This window comes from Jiangella anatolica, from assembly GCF_003236295.1.
GTDB lineage: Bacteria > Actinomycetota > Actinomycetes > Jiangellales > Jiangellaceae > Jiangella > Jiangella anatolica.
In genome coordinates this window covers 1-20,272 of the sequence record NZ_POTW01000033.1, presented here as the reverse complement: position 1 = coordinate 20,272, position 20,272 = coordinate 1, and the positions used below count along the sequence as shown (strand labels likewise).

At 72.5% G+C, this 20,272-nt stretch carries 16 protein-coding genes and 2 tRNA genes; 16 read left to right on the top strand and 2 right to left on the bottom strand.

The annotated features are described in order from the left end of the window. Positions 1 to 70: 70 nt before the first annotated feature. From gnd to C1I92_RS15255, 9 genes are all read left to right on the top strand, one after another. A complete protein-coding gene (gene gnd / locus C1I92_RS15290; RefSeq protein WP_233507012.1) occupies positions 71 to 1,012 on the top strand; it encodes a phosphogluconate dehydrogenase (NAD(+)-dependent, decarboxylating) in 942 nt (313 codons plus the stop codon). A gap of 6 nt (positions 1,013 to 1,018) precedes the next feature. Then, positions 1,019 to 2,191 carry a DNA replication/repair protein RecF gene (gene recF, locus C1I92_RS15285; protein WP_111255516.1) on the top strand — a complete coding sequence of 391 codons (1,173 nt, stop codon included), beginning with the start codon at positions 1,019 to 1,021 and terminating at the stop codon, positions 2,189 to 2,191. Between the two features lie 32 nt (positions 2,192 to 2,223). Continuing rightward, a complete protein-coding gene (locus C1I92_RS15280; protein WP_111255515.1) occupies positions 2,224 to 2,841 on the top strand; it encodes a DciA family protein in 618 nt (205 codons plus the stop codon). 252 nt (positions 2,842 to 3,093) lie between these two features. Next, positions 3,094 to 5,103, top strand: coding sequence for a DNA topoisomerase (ATP-hydrolyzing) subunit B (gyrB, locus tag C1I92_RS15275; RefSeq protein WP_199521266.1), 2,010 nt, complete (start codon positions 3,094 to 3,096; stop codon positions 5,101 to 5,103). Between the two features lie 181 nt (positions 5,104 to 5,284). Continuing rightward, positions 5,285 to 7,753, top strand: a complete 2,469-nt coding sequence (gene gyrA, locus C1I92_RS15270; RefSeq protein WP_111255555.1) for a DNA gyrase subunit A — start codon at positions 5,285 to 5,287, stop codon at positions 7,751 to 7,753. Then, positions 7,750 to 8,841 (top strand): DUF3566 domain-containing protein, encoded by a 1,092-nt coding sequence (locus C1I92_RS34905; RefSeq protein WP_233507010.1) that lies wholly within the window; start codon positions 7,750 to 7,752, stop codon positions 8,839 to 8,841. Before gyrA ends, C1I92_RS34905 begins: the two co-directional genes overlap by 4 nt. Before the next feature lie 87 nt (positions 8,842 to 8,928). Beyond that, positions 8,929 to 9,002 (top strand) — tRNA-Ile (locus tag C1I92_RS15260). Between the two features lie 124 nt (positions 9,003 to 9,126). After that, on the top strand, positions 9,127 to 9,267 hold the full coding sequence (locus tag C1I92_RS34460; protein ID WP_199521265.1) for a DLW-39 family protein: 141 nt from the start codon (positions 9,127 to 9,129) through the stop codon (positions 9,265 to 9,267). Between the two features lie 178 nt (positions 9,268 to 9,445). Continuing rightward, positions 9,446 to 9,521: transfer RNA gene (locus tag C1I92_RS15255), tRNA-Ala, on the top strand. A gap of 38 nt (positions 9,522 to 9,559) precedes the next feature. On the opposite strand, the gene C1I92_RS15250 is transcribed toward C1I92_RS15255, so the two are convergent. Both C1I92_RS15250 and C1I92_RS15245 read right to left on the bottom strand, forming a co-directional pair. Continuing rightward, positions 9,560 to 9,766: a hypothetical protein gene (locus C1I92_RS15250; protein WP_111255513.1), complete on the bottom strand. Its 207-nt coding sequence runs from the start codon at positions 9,764 to 9,766 to the stop codon at positions 9,560 to 9,562. A gap of 63 nt (positions 9,767 to 9,829) precedes the next feature. Continuing rightward, the gene (locus tag C1I92_RS15245) at positions 9,830 to 12,103 is read right to left on the bottom strand and encodes an LLM class flavin-dependent oxidoreductase (RefSeq protein WP_111255512.1); all 2,274 of its coding nucleotides are present in this window, start codon (positions 12,101 to 12,103) and stop codon (positions 9,830 to 9,832) included. Positions 12,104 to 12,168: 65 nt separating this feature from the next. On the opposite strand from C1I92_RS15245, the gene C1I92_RS15240 reads away from it, so the two are divergent. The 7 genes from C1I92_RS15240 to C1I92_RS15215 all read left to right on the top strand — a co-directional run bounded on the left by C1I92_RS15240 (position 12,169) and on the right by C1I92_RS15215 (position 20,268). Continuing rightward, the gene (locus C1I92_RS15240) at positions 12,169 to 12,558 is read left to right on the top strand and encodes a winged helix-turn-helix transcriptional regulator (RefSeq protein WP_111255511.1); all 390 of its coding nucleotides are present in this window, start codon (positions 12,169 to 12,171) and stop codon (positions 12,556 to 12,558) included. 35 nt (positions 12,559 to 12,593) lie between these two features. Beyond that, entirely contained in the window at positions 12,594 to 13,454 is an 861-nt protein-coding gene (locus tag C1I92_RS34455; protein WP_199521264.1) for a fumarylacetoacetate hydrolase family protein, read from the top strand. Continuing rightward, on the top strand, positions 13,451 to 16,279 hold the full coding sequence (locus C1I92_RS15235) for an FAD-binding and (Fe-S)-binding domain-containing protein (protein ID WP_199521263.1): 2,829 nt from the start codon (positions 13,451 to 13,453) through the stop codon (positions 16,277 to 16,279). Before C1I92_RS34455 ends, C1I92_RS15235 begins: the two co-directional genes overlap by 4 nt. Positions 16,280 to 16,308: 29 nt before the next feature. Further along, positions 16,309 to 17,205 (top strand): sigma-70 family RNA polymerase sigma factor, encoded by an 897-nt coding sequence (locus tag C1I92_RS15230; RefSeq protein ID WP_111255509.1) that lies wholly within the window; start codon positions 16,309 to 16,311, stop codon positions 17,203 to 17,205. A 234-nt stretch (positions 17,206 to 17,439) separates the two neighbouring features. After that, positions 17,440 to 18,393, top strand: coding sequence for an ABC transporter substrate-binding protein (locus C1I92_RS15225; protein ID WP_499798369.1), 954 nt, complete (start codon positions 17,440 to 17,442; stop codon positions 18,391 to 18,393). Positions 18,394 to 18,442: 49 nt separating this feature from the next. After that, a complete protein-coding gene (locus tag C1I92_RS15220; protein ID WP_111255553.1) occupies positions 18,443 to 19,459 on the top strand; it encodes a FecCD family ABC transporter permease in 1,017 nt (338 codons plus the stop codon). A gap of 5 nt (positions 19,460 to 19,464) precedes the next feature. Beyond that, entirely contained in the window at positions 19,465 to 20,268 is an 804-nt protein-coding gene (locus tag C1I92_RS15215; RefSeq protein WP_438940532.1) for an ABC transporter ATP-binding protein, read from the top strand. The last annotated feature ends 4 nt before the right edge of the window (positions 20,269 to 20,272 follow it).

The following is a 20,272-nucleotide window of genomic DNA, read 5'->3' as shown; positions in this document are numbered from 1 at the left end:
GGCGGCACCCGGTCGCGGACCGCGAGTCCGGCGAGCGAGGATGGTGACATCGCGACGGGGAGGAACTCTGGTGGCCACGGAAGGAAACGTCATGGAGCTCGGGCTGGTGGGTCTCGGCCGTATGGGCGGCAACATGCGCGAGCGACTGCGCCGGGCCGGCCACACGGTGGTGGGCTACGACCGCAACCCTGACGTCAGCGACGTCGCCAGCCTCAAGGAACTGGTCGGGCGGCTGTCCGCGCCGCGGGCGGTGTGGGTCATGGTGCCGGCCGGCGAGCCGACCCGGGCTACCGTCCAGGAGCTGGGCGAGCTGCTCGACGAGGGCGACATCGTCATCGACGGCGGCAACTCCCGCTTCACCGACGACCGCGCGCACGCCGACATCCTGGCCGCTCAGGGCATCGGGTACGTCGACTGCGGCGTGTCCGGCGGCATCTGGGGCCTCGACGTCGGCTACGGGCTGATGGCCGGCGGCGACAAGCAGCACGTCGAGCACCTGATGCCGATCTTCGACGCGCTGCGGCCCGAGGGCCCGCGCGACGAGGGCTTCGTGCACGCCGGCGGCGTCGGCGCCGGTCACTACGCCAAGATGGTCCACAACGGCATCGAGTACGGCCTCATGCAGGCCTACGGCGAGGGCTACGAGCTGCTCGCGGCCTCCGGCGTCGTCGAGGACATCCACGGCACGCTCAAGGCGTGGTCGCGCGGCACCGTCGTCCGCTCCTGGCTGCTCGACCTGCTGGTCCGAGCCCTGGAGCAGGATCCCGCGCTGGCCGAGATCGAGGGCTACGTCGAGGACTCCGGCGAGGGCCGCTGGACGGTCGAGGAGTCCATCCGCAACTCCGTGCCGGCGCCGGTCATCACGGCCGCGCTGTTCGCCCGGTTCGAGTCCCGGCAGGACGACTCCCCCGCCATGAAGGCGGTGGCGGCGCTGCGCAACCAGTTCGGCGGGCACGCCGTCAAGGCGGCCGAGGCCGGGCCGACGTCCGGGGCCGGCGACACCCGCTCCTGACGCGCGATGCACGTCGCCCATCTGTCCCTGGCCGACTTCCGGTCCTATGCCGAGGTCGAGCTGCCGCTGCGGCCGGGGGTCACCGCCTTCGTCGGGCCCAACGGCCAGGGCAAGACCAACCTGGTCGAGGCGCTGAACTACCTCGCGACGCTGGGCAGCCACCGGGTCGCGCAGGACGCTCCCCTGGTCCGGCTCGGCGCCGAGCGGGCGGTCGTGCGCGGCAGCGTCGTCGAGACCGTGGGCGGCGAGGACCGCAGCACGCTGCTGGAGATCGAGATCACGCCGGGCCGGGCCAACCGGGCCCGGCTGAACCGGTCCCCCGTCCCGCGGCCGCGCGAACTGCTCGGCGTGCTGACCACGGTGCTCTTCGCGCCGGAGGACCTCGCGCTGGTGAAGGGTGACCCGTCCGAGCGGCGCCGGTTCATGGACGAGCTGCTGGTCGCGCGGGCGCCCCGGTTCGCCGGCGTCCGGTCCGACTACGAGCGGGTGCTGAAGCAGCGCAACGCCCTGCTCAAGTCCGCCGGCATGGCCATGCGGGCGAGCCGCGGCGGCGGGTCGTCGCGCGGCCCGGACCTCAGCACGCTCGATGTCTGGGACACCCACCTGGCGCAGGCCGGCGCCGAGCTGCTCGCCGCCCGCCTGGACCTGGTCGAGGCGCTGCGGCCACTGGTCGCGAAGGCGTACGACGCGGTGGCCGGCGGCTCGGGCACGTCCGGCGACCGCGAGGCCCGGCTCACGTACAAGTCCTCGCTCGGCCCGGACGCCGAGCTGCCGCCGTCGCGCGAGGCGCTGGCACCGGTGCTGCTGGAGGCGCTGGCCGGGGTCCGGCGCGACGAGCTGGACCGCGGCGTGTCACTGATCGGGCCGCACCGCGACGACCTCGTGCTCACCCTGGGTCCGATGCCGGCGAAGGGGTACGCCAGCCACGGCGAGTCGTGGTCGTTCGCGCTGGCGCTGCGGCTGGCGTCCTATGAGCTGCTGCGTTCCACCGGCAGCGACCCTGTACTCATCCTCGACGACGTCTTCGCCGAGCTCGACGGCGGCCGGCGCGACCGGCTGGCCGAGCTGACGGCCGACGCGGAGCAGGTGCTGGTCACCGCCGCGGTCGCGGCCGACGTGCCGCCGGGGTTGTCCGGCGACCGGGTCGACGTGCTCGGCGGCGAGGTCCGGCGGGTCTAGGCTGGGTGTGGCGGGAGGGGTGACGACGGTCCATGAGTGACGACGACGATGTCACCGTCCCGGCGCCCGGCGTCGATCTGCCGGCGCCGGCCACAGCCCCCGTCGGGCCGGCAGACGGTTTCACGTGGAACCCCGACGGCGAGGACCTGGCCCAGGCGCTGGTCGCGCGGGCGAAGGCGGCCGGGCGCAAGGGCGGCCGTGCACCTGCCCGCAAGGGTGGCCGCTCGGGCACCGGGACCTGGTCGTCCCGCTACCGTGCACCCGGGGCCGGCTGGAGCGGCCCGGGCAAGGACGACCGCGACCCGCAGGCCGTCGGCTCGGCCGTCGACCGGCTGATCGGCGAGCACGGCTGGGCCGAGGACCTGGCGGTGCACGGCGCGGTGGCCCGCTGGGACCAGATCGTCGGGCCGGAGGTCGCGGCGCACGTGCAGCCGGAGCACTACGAGGACGGCGTGCTGACCGTCCGGGCCGACTCCACCGCGTGGGCCACCCAGGTGCGGCTGTTCGCGGCCGAGCTGGTGCGCCGGTTCAGCACCGAGATCGGCGACGGCTCCGTCACCAGGGTCGACGTGCGCGGACCACAGGCGCCGAGCTGGCGGCGGGGGCCCCGGAGCGTACCCGGCCGCGGTCCGCGCGACACCTACGGCTGACCGAAATCTGTCGATCCGCTCCGCGGCGCCAGACGGCCCTCAGTGTGCCCGCGGCGCCCGGTGCGGGTATGGGGACACAGGCGAACCGGTCTGTGCGGCTCCACGGGGCATTCAGGGCCGCAGAACGCGCATTCTCGCGTCGGCACAAGGTAGACTGAGTGCTGTCCATCCAGGCCGCACGGTCTCCTGGGCCTCTGAAGCGGCCTGCAGGGGCATGGTGCGGCCTGATCCCTGGCAGGAGGTCCACCGCTCGTGACGGACACTACGTCCTACGACGCCAGCGCCATCACCGTACTCGAAGGTCTCGAAGCGGTACGCAAGCGTCCCGGCATGTACATCGGCTCCACCGGCGAGCGAGGCCTGCACCACCTGGTCTACGAGGTCGTCGACAACTCCGTCGACGAAGCCCTGGCAGGGGTCTGCGATCTCATCGACATCACCCTGCTGCCCGGCGACAACGGCGACGGCGTGCGCGTCATCGACAACGGCCGCGGCATCCCTGTCGACATGCACGCGATCGAGAAGCGGCCGGCGGTCGAGGTCGTCATGACGGTCCTGCATGCCGGCGGCAAGTTCGGCGGTGGCGGCTACAAGGTCTCCGGCGGCCTGCACGGTGTCGGCGTCTCGGTCGTCAACGCGCTCTCCCGCAAGGTCGACCTCGAGATCCACCGCGACGGCTATCGGTGGACCCAGTCCTACTCGCTGGGCGTGCCCGACGCCCCGCTCGAACGGCACGAGGAGTCCACCCGCACCGGCACCACCACGACCTTCTGGGCCAGTCCCGACATCTTCGAGACCACCGAGTACGACTTCGAGACGCTGTCCACCCGCTTCCGCGAGATGGCGTTCCTCAACAAGGGCCTCACCATCGTCCTGCGCGACGAACGGCCCGAGGGCATCGACGCCGGCGCCGACGAAGACGTCGACGCCGAGCAGAGCTCCGAGCCGCGCGAGGTCCGCTACAAGTACGACCTCGGGCTGGTCGACTACGTCCAGCACCTCAACAACACCAAGTCGCCGGTGCACCGCACCGTCATCGACTTCGAGGCCGAGTCCGAGGACGGCGACGGCCAGGCCATGAGCCTCGAGGTCGCGATGCAGTGGAACGACCAGTTCACCGAGTCGGTGCACACGTTCGCCAACACCATCAACACCCACGAGGGCGGCGCGCACGAAGAGGGATTCCGGGCGGCGCTGACCACGCTGGTCAACCGGTTCGCCCGCGAGTGGGGCGTGCTGAAGGAGAAGGACCCGAACCTCTCCGGCGAGGACGTCCGCGAGGGCCTCACCGCGATCATCAGCATCAAGCTGGCCGAGCCGCAGTTCGAGGGCCAGACGAAGACCAAGCTCGGCAACACCGAAGCCAAGAGCTTCGTCCAGAAGGTCGTCAACAACGAGCTCGGCGCGTGGTTCGAGCAGAATCCCACTGAGGGCAAGCTGATCGCCCGCAAGGCGCAGAGCGCCGCCATCGCCCGGGTGGCCGCCCGCAAGGCGCGCGACGCCGCCCGCAGCCGGAAGGGACTCATGGGCGGCGCCGGCCTGCCCGGCAAGCTGGCCGACTGCCAGTCCACCGACCCGGAGGAGTGCGAGCTCTTCATCGTCGAGGGCGACTCCGCCGGCGGCCCGGCCAAGCAGGGCCGCGACTCCCGGGTGCAGGCGATCCTGCCGATCCGCGGCAAGATCCTCAACGTCGAGAAGGCGCGCATCGACCGGATCCTGCAGAACCAGGAGGTCCAGGCGATCGTCAACGCCCTGGGCACCGGGGTGCAGGAGGAGCTCGACCTCAACCGGCTGCGCTACCACAAGGTCGTCCTGATGGCCGACGCCGACGTCGACGGCCAGCACATCCGCACCCTGCTGCTGACGCTGCTGTTCCGGTTCATGCGCCCGGTCATCGAGCAGGGCCACGTCTTCCTGGCCCAGCCGCCGCTGTACAAGATCAAGTGGACCGGCAAGGACACCCCGGCCGAGTACGCGTACTCCGACCGCGAGCGGGACGCGCTGCTGCGAGCGGGCCAGGACGCGGGCAAGCGGGTGCCCAAGGAGAACGGCATCCAGCGCTACAAGGGTCTCGGCGAGATGAACGACGACGAGCTGTGGGAGACCACCATGGATCCCTCGCAGCGGCTGCTGCTGCAGGCGACGCTCGACGACGCCGCGCACGCCGACGAGGTGTTCTCCACGCTCATGGGCGAGGACGTCGAGAGCCGGCGCAAGTTCATCCAGCGCAACGCCCGCGACGTCCGCTTCCTGGACATCTGATCACGCATCACGTGAAACACAACGGGGGCGAGGACAACCGGAAGGCTGTCCCGCGCGTCATACCTGATGTGCGGCCGGCAGGTCGCACCTGGAGGAACCACTCGTGACGAACGACATCACCACGGCCGGCGACGGGGTCGGGCCCGGTGGACGCATCGAACCGGTCGACCTGCAGGTCGAGATGCAGCGCAGCTATCTCGACTACGCGATGGCGGTCATCGTCGGCCGCGCGCTGCCCGACGTCCGCGACGGCCTCAAGCCGGTGCACCGCCGCGTCCTCTACGCGATGTTCGACGGCGGCTTCCGTCCCGACCGCGGGTTCTACAAGTGCTCGCGTGTGGTCGGCGAGGTGATGAGCAACTACCACCCGCACGGTGACACCGCCATCTACGACACCCTGGTCCGGCTCGGCCAGTGGTGGTCCATGCGGTACCCGCTGGTCAAGGGCCAGGGCAACTTCGGTTCGCGCGGCGACGACAAGCAGGCCGCCATGCGCTACACCGAGTGCCGCATGGAGCCGCTCGCCATGGAGATGGTGCGCGACATCGAGGAAGAGACCGTCGACTTCTCGCCCAACTACGACGGTCGCAGCGACGAGCCCGACGTCCTGCCGGCGCGGTTCCCCAACCTGCTGGTCAACGGCTCCGGCGGCATCGCGGTCGGCATGGCCACCAACATCCCGCCGCACAACCTGCGCGAGGTGGCCGCCGGCGTCGACTGGTATCTCGACAACCCCGAGGCCGACAGCGAGCAGCTCCTCGACGCGCTGCTCGAGCGGATCAAGGGACCGGACTTCCCCACCAGCGCCCTTATTGTCGGCACCACCGGCATCGAGCAGGCCTACCGCACCGGCCGCGGCTCGGTCATCATGCGCGCCGTCGTCGACGTCGAAGAGGACAGCCGCGGCCGCGCCATCCTGGCCATCACCGAGCTGCCGTACCAGGTCAACCCCGACGCGCTGCTGCGCAAGATCGCCGAGCTCGCCGACACCGGCAAGGTCCCCGGCATCGCCGACCTCAAGGACAACTCGTCGTCGCGCACGGGCATGCGCATCGAGGTCGTGCTCAAGCGTGATGCCGTCGCCTCGGTCGTCCGCAACAACCTCTACAAGCACACCCAGCTGCAGGACACCTTCGGCTGCAACATGGTCGCCCTGGTCGACGGCGTCCCGCGCACCCTGCCGCTCGACGGGTTCGTCCGGCACTGGGTCACGCACCAGATCGAGGTCATCCGCCGTCGGACCGAGTTCCGGCTGCGCAAGAAGCGCGAGCGCCTGCACATCGTCCTGGGCCTGCTCAAGGCCATCGACGCCATCGACGAGGTCATCGCGCTGATCCGCCGGTCGTCCGACGCCGACGAGGCGCAGACCGGCCTGATGCAGCTGCTCGACATCGACGAGCTGCAGGCCCGGGCCATCCTCGACATGCAGCTGCGCCGGCTCACCGCGCTGTCGCGCGACGAGCTGCAGAACGAGCACGACACCCTGGTCGCCGACATCGTCGACCTCGAGGACATCCTGAGCTCCGAGCAGCGCAAGCGGACCATCATCCGCGAGGAGCTGGCCGAGATCGTCGAGAAGTACGGCGACGAGCGCCGCAGCCGCATCATCCCGGCCATGGGCGACATGACCGCCGAGGACCTCATCCCCGAGGAGCCCGTGGTCGTCACGATCACCCGCGGCGGCTACGCCAAGCGCACCAAGGCCGACCTCTACCGCTCGCAGAAGCGCGGCGGCAAGGGTGTTCGCGGCGCCCAGCTGCGCGAGGACGACGTCGTCGACCAGTTCTTCGTGACCACCACGCACCACTGGATCCTGTTCTTCACCAACCGCGGCCGGGTCTATCGCGCCAAGGCGTACGAGCTGCCCGAGCTGGCCCGCGACGCCAAGGGCCAGCACGTGGCCAACCTGCTGGCGTTCCAGCCCGACGAGAAGATCGCCCGGGTGCTCACGCTCAAGGACTACGAGCAGTCGCCGTACCTCGTGCTGGCCACCAAGCACGGCATGGTCAAGAAGACCAAGCTCACCGAGTACGACTCCAACCGCTCCGGCGGCGTCATCGCGGTCCTGTTCCGCGAGGAGGACGACGAGCTGATCGGCGCCGAGCTGGTCAGCGCCGAGGACGACATCCTGCTGGTGTCGCGCAAGGCGCAGGCCATCCGGTTCACCGCGACCGACGACCAGCTGCGCCCGATGGGCCGGGCCACCGGCGGCGTCGTGGGCATGAAGTTCCGCGACGGGGACGAACTGCTCTCGATGTCCGTTGTGCGTGATGGAACCGACTCGTACGTCTTTACCGTCACAGATGGTGGATTCGCCAAACGAACCGTCGTCGAGGAATATCGTGTTCAGGGACGCGGGGGTTTGGGTATCAAGGCGATGAAGATCAATGAGGACAGAGGCTCTCTCGTGGGTGCATTGGTCGTCGGCGACGGCGACGAGGTGCTCGCCATCAGGTCGTCCGGTGGCGTGACGCGTAGTCCTGTGGCGGACGTTCCCGCCAAGGGTCGTGACACCATGGGGGTCAAGTACGTTGCGCTGGGCGCTGACGATGTCGTCGTCGCCATCGCGCACAGTGCCGAAGACGATTCGGTGGAGGAGGCCGTCGAGGACGTCGGCTCCGAGATCGACGCGGAAGGTGATGGCTCGTGACGAGCAACGGCGCGACCGGGCGTCCGGGACCCGACCAGGACGCGCGTAACACGAGCGCGCCCGCGCCGGACCGGCAGGACCAGCAGGCCAACGCCGCGAAGTCCGGGAGTCCCGGCGGCAACGGGTCGCCCAACGGGCAGCGCACGGCGGACCCGGCGGTCGACAACCGGCGCCAGCAGGGCGGTGGGCAGCAGGCTGCGCAACCGCGCGGTGCCGCCGCCGCCCGCGTCGCGACCCGCAACCGCTCCCGCGAGGACACGACGCCGCGCTCGTCGGAGTCCACTCAGAACCCGTGGGCCCGGCCGGCCGACCAGCCGGGTCAGAACGGCAACGGCGGGCAGCAGAACGGGGTCGCGCAGAACGGCCAGCGCCCGGCCGGCCAGGCCAACCCGGGCGCGGCCGCGCCTGCGCCGGCCGCGCCCGGCGCCCCGGCGTCGCCGAACGGCGGGCCGGGTCAGGCCGCGACGCAGCCGCAGGGCCCGGTGCCCCCGCCGTCGCTGGTCGCCCAGCAGGGTGGCGCCGCGCCGACGGTGTTCCCGGCCGCGCCGCCCGCGCCCGGTGCCGTCCCGTCCGCGCCCATCCCGCCGTCGGCCACGACCGCCGACACGCAGGCCAGCCTCGAGGCGGTGCCAGCGGCGCCGCGCACGTCCAACCCGGCGAAGAAGTCGTCGTCGGCGCCGAGCTCGGCGCGGTCCACCAGCTCGCGCCGTCCCGGCCGGGTCCGCAAGGCCCGGCTCCGGCTGCTGCGGGTCGACCCGTGGTCGGTCATGAAGACGGCGTTCCTGCTCTCCGTCGCGCTCGGCATCACGATGTTCGTCGCGGTCGCCGTGCTCTGGTCGGTCCTCGACGCCGCCGGCGTGTTCAGCTCGATCGACGACGTCGTCACCGACATGACCGCGTCGGACAGCAACTCCGGCATCGACATCAACCAGTACGTGGAGCTGTCCCGGGTGCTCGGCTTCACCACCCTCATCGCGGTGGTCGACGTCGTGCTGCTGACCGCGCTGGCCACCCTGGGCGCGTTCCTCTACAACCTCTCCGCCAGCCTCCTCGGCGGCATCGAGCTGACGCTCGCCGAGGACGACTGAGCCGCTGCTCGCGGCGGCGGTCAGCCGGTTTGGGTTGGCCGCCGAGGGTGAGGTACGCTGCTGCGGCGCACTCAGTGCGAATCCCCCGGGCCTATAGCTCAGACGGTTAGAGCGCTTCCCTGATAAGGAAGAGGTCACAGGTTCAAGTCCTGTTAGGCCCACCCAGCCAGCCCGAAGGCCCTGCCGATGTGATCGGCGGGGCCTTTTCCGAGGTCGCCCTGCTGCCGCCGGGATCTCTGCGTTAACCTCACACGAGAGTCGACCACCGTCTGGAGGCGGACCATCGTGTTCAACAAGAAGATCCTGTTCGGAGCGGTGCTGGCGGTGCTGGGGTACCTCGGTTACCGCCGCTACCAGTCCGGCCGGGCCGAGCAGGACCTGTGGGCCGAGGCCACGGATCCGATCCCGCCGGCCGATCCCCGCTGACACCACCCGCGCTGACCATCCCGGACGCCACGTGTGCCCTCGCCCGTCGCGGCGAGGACCGCGTGGCCGTTCGCTGTGAGCGGTCCGGTAAGAATTCGCTGCGCAGCGCGGTGACGCGCTATCGTGGTCGGCGCGGTCCGGCCCCGCGCCCTCGAGGCGCGGCGCCGCTCCGCACCACGGGGACGTAGCTCAATTGGCAGAGCACTGCCTTTGCAAGGCAGGGGTTAGGGGTTCGATTCCCCTCGTCTCCACCACTCGGCCCCGCACCACTCGACGGTGCGGGGCCGTTGCCTTACGCCCGGCCCGCTCGGTCCGGCCGCACCGTCGACCCGACGATGCGCATGTCGTACTGGTCGACGACGAACGCGGTGTGCCGCTGGGCGTCGGAATGGTCGCGCGCCGCCGCGTCGGCCGTGCTGTAGCGGATGAACGGCCGCCCGATCCACGAGCAGTCGGCGCAGCGTCCCCGGTACCGCAGCTGACCCTGAGCCTGGAGCATGCCCTCAGATTAACCGGCGGCAATGCACCCTGACCTCAGTAGCGGCTACTGCTCTCTGGCATCTCAGCTCGGCACGGAGACGGACGGGGCGACGTTGAAGTTGTGGCGGAAGACGTTGCCCGGGTCGTAGCGGTCCTTGAGCTCGCGCAGCCGCCCCAGCGTCGCCGGCGGGAACGCCGCGGCCAGTGCCTCCGGCGTCTGGTCGGTCTCGAAGCTGAGATAGAGGCCGGAGAAGAACGGCCGCAACGTGTCCCACACCTCGTCCATCCGCCGCACGTTCCCGCCCATCGCCGCCACCGCGAAGTTCGCCGACCGGTGCGCGTACGCCGTCGCGTCGGCGGGGACGTCGGCGACGGCGCCACCGACGGCGCGGAGCTGGAAGAACTGGATCGCACCGCTCTCCAGCGCCCGGGCGGCCGCCGCGGCGAACTCGGGCGTGACGTGCTCGATCAGGCCGCTGTGCGAGTGCGGCTCACCGGTCGCGACGTGCGCCGGGCCGGCCGCGTTCTGCATGATCCCGGCGTACGACGTCATCGACACCTCCTGGTCGTAGAGCGGCGCGATCGACGCGATCTCCTGCAGCCGGGCCACGACGACGTCGGGGTCGGACGACTCGACGACCGAGCGGGACTGCGCCACCGCGGGCTGTCCGTTCCGGGGCGGGCCGACGACGACGAAGCTGGTGAGGTCGCGCGGCGCGTTCTCGACCGTGGCGCCCCAGCGGACCAGGTAGTCGGCGATGTCGTCGGTGACCTGGGTGAGGAAACCCCAGCCCACCTCGCCCACCTCGTCGGCGACGAAGTCGAACGACGTGACGATGCCGTAGTTGCCGCCCGCCCCCCGCACCGCCCAGAACAGGTCCGGATGCGACGTCTCGTCGGCCCGGACCACCGACCCGTCCGCCAGCACGATCTCCACCGCCCGCAGCCGGTCGATCGTCAGCCCGTGCGACCGCGACAGGTACCCGATCCCGCCGGCCGTCGCGAGGCCGCCGACGCCGACGCCACCGTAGTCGCCGGACGACAGCGCCCAGCCGTGCGGCGCCAGCGCCGTCGCCACGTCCATCCAGCGTGCACCGGCGCCGACGCGCACCAGCCGCTGCTCGGCGTCGAGCACCTCGATCCGGTCCAGCTTGCCGAGGTCGATGACCAGTCCTCCGTCGTTCGTCGACCGTCCGCTGATCCCGTGCCCGCCGCTGCGCACGCCCAGCGGCAGCTCCGGGTGCTCCCGGGCGAACGCCAGCGCCTCCACCACCTCGGCCGTCGACGACGGGCGCAGCACCAGCCCGGGCGACCCGCCGCGCAGGTAGCCGCCGCGCACCGTCCGGTACTCCGGGTCGCCCGGCTCGACCGCCGAGCCGGCCAGGGAGGCCGGCACACCGTCGTAGTCGATGCCGTCGCGCCGGGCCGCCAGCGCCGCCGCCGGCCGGACCCGCTCGCCCGCCGAGCCGGCCGGCACGGCCGCGTCGACGGCGGCCCGCAGCGCCGGCATGACCTCCTCGGCGAACTGCTGCATGGTGCGCGGGTCGTCGCCGGTGAGGATGAACGTGCCGATGCCGTCCTCGACGACGAGCGGCAGCAGGTCGTCGACCCAGTCCTGGCTGGTGCCCTGCAGGAAGCCGGTGCGCGACGAGCCGAACCGGCCGCCGACGTTGAGCAGCCGGCGGATCTCCCGCGGATCCCGTCCGGCCTCGCGCGCCGCCTCGTCGATGATCGCGTTGCCGCGCTGCAGGTCGCCGGGCTGCAGGTACGGCAGGCTGGGCAGCCAGCCGTCGCCCTTCTTGCCGATGAGCCGAAGCATGCGCGGCTTCAGCGCGCCGATCCACAGGGGGATGGGGTGCTTGGGCGCGGGGCCGCGCTTGGCGCCGTCGAGCCGGTAGAACTCGCCGCCGACCCGGGCGCCGCCGCGCGTGTCCACGTCCCACAGCGCGCGGATCACGTCGATCGCCTCGCTGAGCGCCTGGACCGCCTCGCCGGGAGCCAACCGCCGGCCGCCCATCGCCTCGATCGCGTCCCAGAAGCCGCCGGCGCCGAGGCCGAGCTCGGCCCGTCCGTCGGAGAGGAGGTCGAGGCTGGCGGCCGCCCGGGCGAGGACGGCGGGCGTGCGCAGCGGGATGCTGTGCACGTTGGCGGACACCCGGATCCGCGACGTCTGCGCCGCGACCCAGGTGAGCAGCGTCCACGTGTCGAGGAACGCGGGCTGGTACGGGTGGTCCTGGAACGTCACCACGTCGAAGCCGAGCTGCTCGCTGAGCTGGGCGAGCGCGACCGGGGTCTGCGACGACTGGTTGGTAGGCGTGATGAAGGTGCCGAACTCGAGACGGTGGCCGTAGTTCACAGTCCCCAGTTTCCGGATCGGGACGGCCGTTCGCCAACCAGCCGTTAGCGACTTATTATGAGTAAGTGGCTATCGACAGCAGACTCGCACCGAACCCGCCGGAGACGGGGTTCGAGCACATCGACGACGAGAAGTGCCGGCTCTTCACCGGCTACCTTGAGATCATCGGCAAGAAGTGGAGCAGCGGCATCATGCTGGCCGCGGCCCGCGGCGCCACCCGCTTCGTCGAGTACCGCGCCGCCGTCCGGGGCATCTCCGACCGGCTGCTCAACCAGCGGCTCAAGGAGCTCGAGGCCGAGGGCCTGATCGCGCGGACCGTCGTGCCGACGACGCCGGTGCTGGTCCAGTACCGGCCGACGGAGCGCGGCCTGAGCCTGATGCGCGCGCTCCAGCCATTGGTCGCCTGGGGTGTCGAGGACCACGAGCGTCGCCAGCGCGCGGCTCGGCACGGCTGAAGGTGCGCGCGGCCGGGCGCTGCCTACGATGAGGCATGCGCCTGGCGTCCATCCTCGTCGACGACGTGCCGCGGGCCGCCGTCGTCCACCCGACGAAGGGTGTCGCGGTCGTCGCGGACCTGCTGCCGGAGTTCACCGGCGACGTGATGTCGCTGATCGCCGACCGTCGGATGGACGAGGTCGAGGAGGCCGCCGCGGCCGCCGGCGCCGGGGGCTTCCGGCCGGCGGACGAGGTGATCTACACGGCGCCGTACCGCCATCCGCCGAAGATCTGGGGCATCGGCCTCAACTACGTCGACCACGCGACCGACCTGGCCGAGGTGGTACCGGACGAGCCGGCGTCGTTCATCAAGGCGAACCACACGATCATCGGCCCGGGCGACCCGATCCCGCTGCCGGTGCAGAGCGAGCGGGTCACCGCCGAGGCCGAGGTCGGCCTGGTCATCGGGCGGTACTGCCGCAACGTCGAGGAGGCCACCGCGCTGGACCACGTGTTCGGCCTGTGCGCGATCCTCGACCAGACCGCCGAGGACATCCTGCAGCGCAACCCGCGGTTCCTGACCCGGGCGAAGAACTTCCCCGGCTTCTTCTCCTTCGGCCCGCACATCGTGCCGCTGGCCGAGGCGCTGGCCGCGCAGCCGGGCGGCCCGGACCTCGCCGACATCGAGGTCAGCACCGTCGTCAACGGCGACCGGCACCGCAGCAACGTCGTCGGCCGGATGCGCTTCTCGCCGGCGTTCCTGGTCAGCTTCCACAGCAAGGTGATGCCGCTCTATCCCGGCGACATCATCTCGACGGGCACGCCCGGCGCCGTGGTGGTCGGGCCGGGCGACGTCGCACGGTGCGAGGTGTCCGGACTGGCGCCGCTGGTCAACCCGGTGGTGGGCCCGGAGTGAACGAGCTCGTCGCGGCGCTGCGGTCCCGCGGCATCGGCGACGTCGACGCGACGGCGCTGCGGCGGGCCGAGTACTCCACCGACGCCTCGAACTACCGGGTGCCGCCGCAGGTCGTGGTGTTCCCCCGCGACGTCGACGAGATCGTGGCCGTGGTCGACGTCGCGCGGGAGCAGGGCGTCGCGGTGACGGCGCGCGGCGGCGGCACGTCGGTGGCAGGCAACGCCGTCGGGCCGGGCATCGTCATGGACCTCTCGGCGCACCTGAACCGGATCGAGCTCGTCGACCCCGGCGAGCGCATCGCCGTCGTCGAGCCCGGCGTCGTGCTGGGCTCTCTGCAGGCGGCCGCGGCGCCGCACGGGCTGCGGTTCGGGCCGGATCCGTCGACGTGGTCGCGGTGCACGGTCGGCGGCATGATCGGCAACAACGCGTGCGGACCGCGCGCGCTCGCCTACGGCCGCACCGCCGACAACGTGATCGAGCTGGACGTCGTGGACGGCGCCGGCCGCCGGTTCACCGCGGGCCGCGACCTCGACGTCGTCCCCGGACTGCCGGCGTTGGTCAGCGCGAACCTCGACGTCATCCGCACCGAGCTGGGCCGGTTCGAACGGCAGATCTCCGGCTACTCGCTGGAGCACCTGCTGCCCGAGCGCGGCCACGACCTCGCCAAGGCGCTCGTCGGCACCGAGGGCACCTGTGCGGTCGTGCTGAAGGCGACGCTGCGGCTGGTCGAGGCGCCGCAGCGGCCGTGGCTGGTCGTGCTCGGCTACCCGGACATGCCGGCGGCCGCCGACGCCGTCACCGCGCTGCTGCCGCACCGGCCGCTGGCGATCGAAGGGCTGGACCGCCGCATCGTCGAGACCGTCCGGCGGCTTCGCGGCCCGGGCGCGGTGCCGCCGCTCCCCGACGGGAACGGCTGGCTGCTGGTGGAGGTCGGTACGGCGAACGACCCGCATGCCCTGGCCCGGGCCGCCGGCGGCGCCGCGGTGCGGGTGCTGCCGGACGGGCCGGAGGCGCGGGCGATCTGGCGGATCCGCGAGGACGGCGCCGGGCTGGCCGGGCGCACGCTGGACGGGGCGCAGGCGTGGCCCGGGCTGGAGGACGCCGCCGTACCGGTCGAGCACCTGGGCGCGTACCTGCGCGACCTCGACGCGCTGCTGACCGAGCACGGGCTGGCCGGGTCGCCGTACGGGCACTTCGGCGACGGCTGCGTGCACGTGCGCGTCGACGTGCCGCTGCACGCCGGCGGCGCGGCGCTGCGGTCGCTGATGACCGACGCGGCCGCGCTGATCGGCGGCTACGGCGGCTCGCTGTCCGGCGAGCACGGCGACGGGCGGGCCCGGAGCGAGCTGCTGCCGTCGCTCTACTCCGACCGGATGATCGGTGTGTTCGAGCAGTTCAAGGGCCTGTTCGACCCGTCGGACCGGCTGAACCCGGAGGTCGTGGTCCGGCCGGCGCCGCTGGACCGCGACCTGCGCCGGCCGGCCGCGGCACCCATGCCGGCGGCCGACGGGTTCGCGTTCGCCCACGACGGCGGCGACGTGACGAACGCGGCGCACCGCTGCGTCGGCGTGGGCAAGTGCCGGGCCGACCTCACGGCCAGTGGCGGCTTCATGTGCCCGTCGTTCGTGGCGGTCGGCGACGAGACGACGTCCACCCGCGGCCGGGCCCGGGTGCTGCAGGAGATGCTCAACGGCTCGCTGGTCGCCCGCGACTGGCGCGCGCCGGAGGTGCACGAGGCGCTGGACCTGTGCCTGTCCTGCAAGGCGTGCAGCACCGACTGCCCGGCCGGCGTCGACATGGCGACGTACAAGTCCGAGGTCCTGCACCGCGCCTACGCCGGGCGCCGTCGGCCGTGGACGCACTACACGCTGGGCCGGCTGCCGCGCTGGGCCGGGCTGGCGTCGCGGTTCGCCCGGCCGCTGAACGCGCTGCTCTCCGTCCGCCCGATCGAACGGCTGGCGCTGCGGCTCGGTGGCATGGACACACGGCGTTCGATCCCCCGGTTCGCCCCGCTGACGTTCCACCGGTGGTGGAAACGCCGGGTGTCAGTGCCCGCCCGTAGGGTGGGATCCCTCCCTACCGGGGCGGGGTCCGCCTACCAGAAGCCACGAGTGCTGCTCTGGGTGGACACGTTCACCGATCTGCTCTCGCCGTCCATCGGGATGGCAGCCGTCGAACTGCTGGAGTCGGCCGGCTACGAGGTGCTGACGCCGCCGCCGGGTGTGTGCTGCGGGCTGACCTGGATCACGACCGGCCAGCTCACCGCCGCGAAGGCGCGGCTCACGGCGCTGGTCGCCGCGCTGGCGCCGTACGCCGAGCAGGACGTGCCGATCGTCGGGCTGGAGCCGTCGTGCACCGCGGTACTCCGGTCCGACCTCACCGACCTGCTGCCGGACGACCCGCGCGCGGCCGCCGTCGCCGCCGGCACCGTCACGCTGGCCGAGCTGCTCACCAGCGCCGAGCAGTGGGAACGGCCGGACCTGACCGGGCTCGACGTCATCGTCCAGCCGCACTGCCACCAGCACTCGGTCATGGGCTTCGGCCCGGACCGGGCACTGCTGCGCGAGCTCGGCGCGACGACCACCGTGCTGGCCGGCTGCTGCGGGCTGGCCGGCAACTTCGGCATGGAGCGCGGCCACTACGACGTCTCCGTGGCGGTGGCCGAGAACGCGCTGCTCCCGGCGCTGCGGGCGGCCGCGCCCGGCGCCGTCCTGCTGGCCGACGGGCTGTCGTGCCGGACGCAGGCCGAGCAGCTGGCCGGGGTCCGCGGCCTGCACCTGGCCGAACTGCTCGTCACATCCGGGGCCCGCCACACGTCACCCTGATGACGGACCGACACGGGAGTATGCGACAGATGAGCGATGAGGACTGGCTGGCCCAGCGGTTCGAGGAGAATCGGCCGCGACTGCGATCGGTGGCCTACCGGATGCTCGGCTCGGCCGCCGAGGCCGACGACGCGGTGCAGGAGGCGTGGTTCCGGCTGAGCCGCACCGACGCCGCCGAGCTGCACAATCTCGGCGGCTGGCTCACGACCGTCGTGTCGAGGGTGGCGCTGGACATGCTGCGGTCGCGGACGTCGCGGCGCGAGGACCCGCTCGGCGACGACGGCGAGCTCACCGCCGGCGAGGCCGCGGCCGACCCGGAGCACGAGGCGCTCCTGGCCGACGCGGTCGGGCCGGCGCTGCTGGTCGTGCTCGACTCGCTGGCGCCGGCCGAGCGGCTGGCGTTCGTCCTGCACGACCTGTTCGCGATGCCGTTCGACGAGATCGCCGTGATCCTCGAACGCACGCCGGCCGCCACCCGGCAACTGGCCAGCCGGGCCCGTCGCCGCGTCCAGGGCGCCCGCACCCCGTCCGCCGACCCGGCCCGGCAGCGCCTGGTCGTCGACGCGTTCCTGGCCGCCTCGCGCAACGGCCAGTTCGAGGACCTGATCGCGCTGCTCGACCCCGAGGTCGTGCTGCACGCCGACGACACCTCGGTCGCGAACGCACGGGCCGGTCAGGCAGCCGGCGCGCCGCAGCTGATCAGCCGGTTGCGTGGCGCGACCGCCGTCGCACAGGTGTTCTCCGGCCGCGCGGCGCACGCCGAGACCGTCCTCGTCGACGGCGTCCCGGCGGCCGCGTGGGCGCCGGACGGACGGCCGCGGGCGCTGTTCCGATTCACCTTCGACGGCGACCGGATCACCGCGATCGACATGGTCGGCGACCCCGACCGCCTCGGTGAGCTGGAGGTCACGCTGCTGCGTGGCTGAACAGGCGATAGGATCGCAATGCCCGGGCTCCGGTCCGGGTGCGACGAGTGTCTGCGAAGTCCGGTTCGATCCCGGCGCTGTCCCGCAACTGTGAAGCCGCCCGCCTGCCGCGGACGGACAAGCCAGGTCGCCAGCCTCGTGGCCCGGATTCGTCCTCGGTAGAAGGGCGGTTCGCAGCTGGCACCCAGCCACTGCGCCCCTTTACCGTCGTGAAGGAGGCGCACGTTGCGATCCATCCGTCCCGCCCGGCTCGCCCTGCTGGCCGCCGCGCTCCCACTTGTACTCGTGGCCTGCGGCGACGACGGCGGCAACGACTCGGCCGCGCCGAGCGAGGCGCCGTCGTCGGCCGCGGCCGAGGGCGACTTCCCGGTCACCGTCGACACCGGCAGCGGCCCGGTCGAGATCGCCGAGCAGCCGCAGAGCATCGTCTCGCTGTCGCCGACGGCCACCGAGATGCTGTTCGCCATCGGCGCCGGTGAGGCCGTCGTCGCCGCCGACTCGTTCTCCAACTACCCGGCCGACGCGCCGACCACGGACCTGTCAGGGTTCGAGCCGAACGTCGAGGCGATCGTCGGCTACCAGCCCGATCTCGTCGTCGCGTCCAGCGACCCGGGCGAGCTGGTCTCCGGCCTCGACGCCGTCGGCGTGCCGACGATCGTCCTGGCCCCCGCGGTCACGCTCGACGACACGTACGCGCAGCTGGAGCAGCTCGGTGCCGTCACCGGTCACGTCGGCGACGCCGCGGAGCTGGTCGGCCAGCTGCAGGCCGAGATCGACGAGCTGGTCGCGCAGGTGCCCGCCGCCGCGCCGCCGGTGACGTACTACCACGAGCTCGACCCGAACTACTTCACCGTCACCAGCGACACGTTCATCGGCCAGATCTACTCGCTGGCCGGCCTGACCAGCGTCGCCGACGAGGCGCCGGACGCCGCCGGGGGTTACCCCCAGCTGTCGCCGGAGTTCCTCGTCACCGCGAACCCCGAGGTGATCTTCTTCGCCGACGGCGGCGTGGGCGGCGTCACCGCCGCCGACATCGCCGGCCGGCCTGGCTTCGACCAGATCGCCGCCGTCCAGCAGGACCGGATCGTCGAGGTCGACCCCGACATCGCCAGCCGCTGGGGTCCGCGCGTCGTCGAGTTCCTGCGCATCATCGTCGAGGAGCGGACGGCGCTCGCGCCGGTCGACTGACGTCGTGAGCAGGGCCACCGGCATCGATCAGGACACCGCGACGCAGCCGTTGCGGCCGGTCCGGCTGTCCGGCCGCTGGCTGGCCGGGTCGCTGGCGGTGCTCGTCGCGGTGGCCCTGCTCGGTCTCGCCGTCGGCCCGGCCGGGCTGCCGCTGCGCGGCGTGCTCACCGAGATCGTCAACCTGGTGCCCGGCGTCGAGCTCGGCGGCGGCCTGGACGAGCAGCAGGCGGCGGTGCTGTGGCAGCTGCGGGCGCCGCGGGTCGTGCTCGGCCTGATGGTCGGCGCGATGCTGGCCATCGCCGGCGCCGGCTACCAGGGCGTGTTCCGCAACCCGCTGGCCGATCCGTACCTGCTGGGCGTCGCGGCCGGCGCCGGGCTGGGCGCGACGTTCGCGATCGTCTCCGGCGGCAGCCGGCTGCTGGTGGCGCCGGCCGCGTTCGCCGGCGGCGTGCTCGGCGTGGCCGCGACGTACGCGCTGGGCCGGACCGTCGGCGGCCGGAGCACCAACTCGCTGATCCTCGCCGGCGTTGCCGTCTCGGCCTTTCTGACCTCAGTGCAGACGTACGCCAACCAGCGGCACTCGGACACGTTGCGCGAGGTGTACGGCTGGATCCTCGGCCGGCTGCTCACCGCCGGCTGGGACGAGGTGCTGACGGTGCTGCCGTACATCGCCGTGTCGACGATCGTGCTGCTGGCGCACCGGCGGCTGCTGGACGTGCTCAGCGTCGGCCCGGACGAGGCCGGCACGCTCGGCGTCCCGGCGGCCCGGGTCCGGCTGATCGTGGTGCTCGCGGCGACGCTCGGCACGGCCGCCGCGGTGTCGGTCAGCGGCCTGATCGGGTTCGTCGGCATCGTCGTGCCGCACCTGGTTCGGATGCTGGCCGGCTCGTCGTACCGGATCGTGCTGCCGCTGGCCGCGATCGCCGGCGCGACGTTCCTCGTGGTCGCCGACCTCGTCGCCCGGACCGTCGTCTCGCCCGGCGAGCTGCCGGTCGGCGTGGTGACGGCGTTCGTCGGCGCACCGTTCTTCACGCTGGTGCTGCGCAGCGCGCGGAGGGCCTGGTGACCGCGCTGAGCGCCGCCGGCGTCGGCGTCACGCTGCTGGAGCGCCGCGTCGTCGACGACGTCAGCCTGTCGGTGCCCGCGGGGACCTGGTTGACGCTGGTCGGGCCGAACGGCGCCGGGAAGTCGACGCTGCTGCGCGCGGTGTCCGGCGCGGTCGCCTTCGACGGCTCGATCGCGTTCGACGGCGTCGAGCTGGCCCGGCTGCGCATGCGCGAGCGGGCCCGCCTGGTCGCCGTCGTCCCGCAGGACCCGGCCCGTCCCGAGGGCATGACGGTGCTCGACTACGTGCTGCTCGGCCGCACGCCGTACGTCCCCTACCTGGGGACGGAGTCGGCCGAGGACCTCGCGGTGGCGCGGGAGCTGCTGGAGACGCTGGAGCTGCGGTCGCTGTCCGGCCGGCTGGTCACTGCGCTGTCCGGCGGGGAGTTCCAGCGCGCCGTGCTGGCCCGGGCGCTGGCCCAGCAGGCGCCGGTGCTGCTGCTGGACGAGCCGACCAGCTCGCTGGACCTCGGCCACGCCCAGCAGGTGCTCGAGCTGGTCGACGAGCTGCGGGCGTCACGCGGGCTGACGGTGGTCAGCGCGCTGCACGACCTCACCACGGCCGGCCAGTTCGCCGACCACCTGGTGCTGCTGGTCGAGGGCCGGGTCGTAGCGCAGGGGTCGGCGCAGGAGGTGCTGACCGAGGAGCTGATCCGCGAGCACTACGGCGCCCGGGTGCGCGTCGTCAGCGATCCGGAGGGCGGCGTGGTCGTGGTGCCGTTGCGGCCGCGCCGTGCCGGCGCTCGGCGGGACGTCGGCGGGGTCGCGTGAGCGC

What these genes read in the sequence shown, in the direction of transcription:
- gyrA (WP_111255555.1), top strand. Translation starts at nt 5,285, where the DNA reads ATGCAGCGCAGCTATCTCGACTACGCGATGGCGGTCATCGTCGGCCGC.
- C1I92_RS15250 (WP_111255513.1), bottom strand. Translation starts at nt 9,766, where the DNA reads ATGCTCCAGGCTCAGGGTCAGCTGCGGTACCGGGGACGCTGCGCCGAC.
- C1I92_RS15230 (WP_111255509.1), top strand. Translation starts at nt 16,309, where the DNA reads ATGAGCGATGAGGACTGGCTGGCCCAGCGGTTCGAGGAGAATCGGCCG.
- recF (WP_111255516.1), top strand. Translation starts at nt 1,019, where the DNA reads ATGCACGTCGCCCATCTGTCCCTGGCCGACTTCCGGTCCTATGCCGAG.
- C1I92_RS34455 (WP_199521264.1), top strand. Translation starts at nt 12,594, where the DNA reads ATGCGCCTGGCGTCCATCCTCGTCGACGACGTGCCGCGGGCCGCCGTC.
- C1I92_RS15280 (WP_111255515.1), top strand. Translation starts at nt 2,224, where the DNA reads ATGAGTGACGACGACGATGTCACCGTCCCGGCGCCCGGCGTCGATCTG.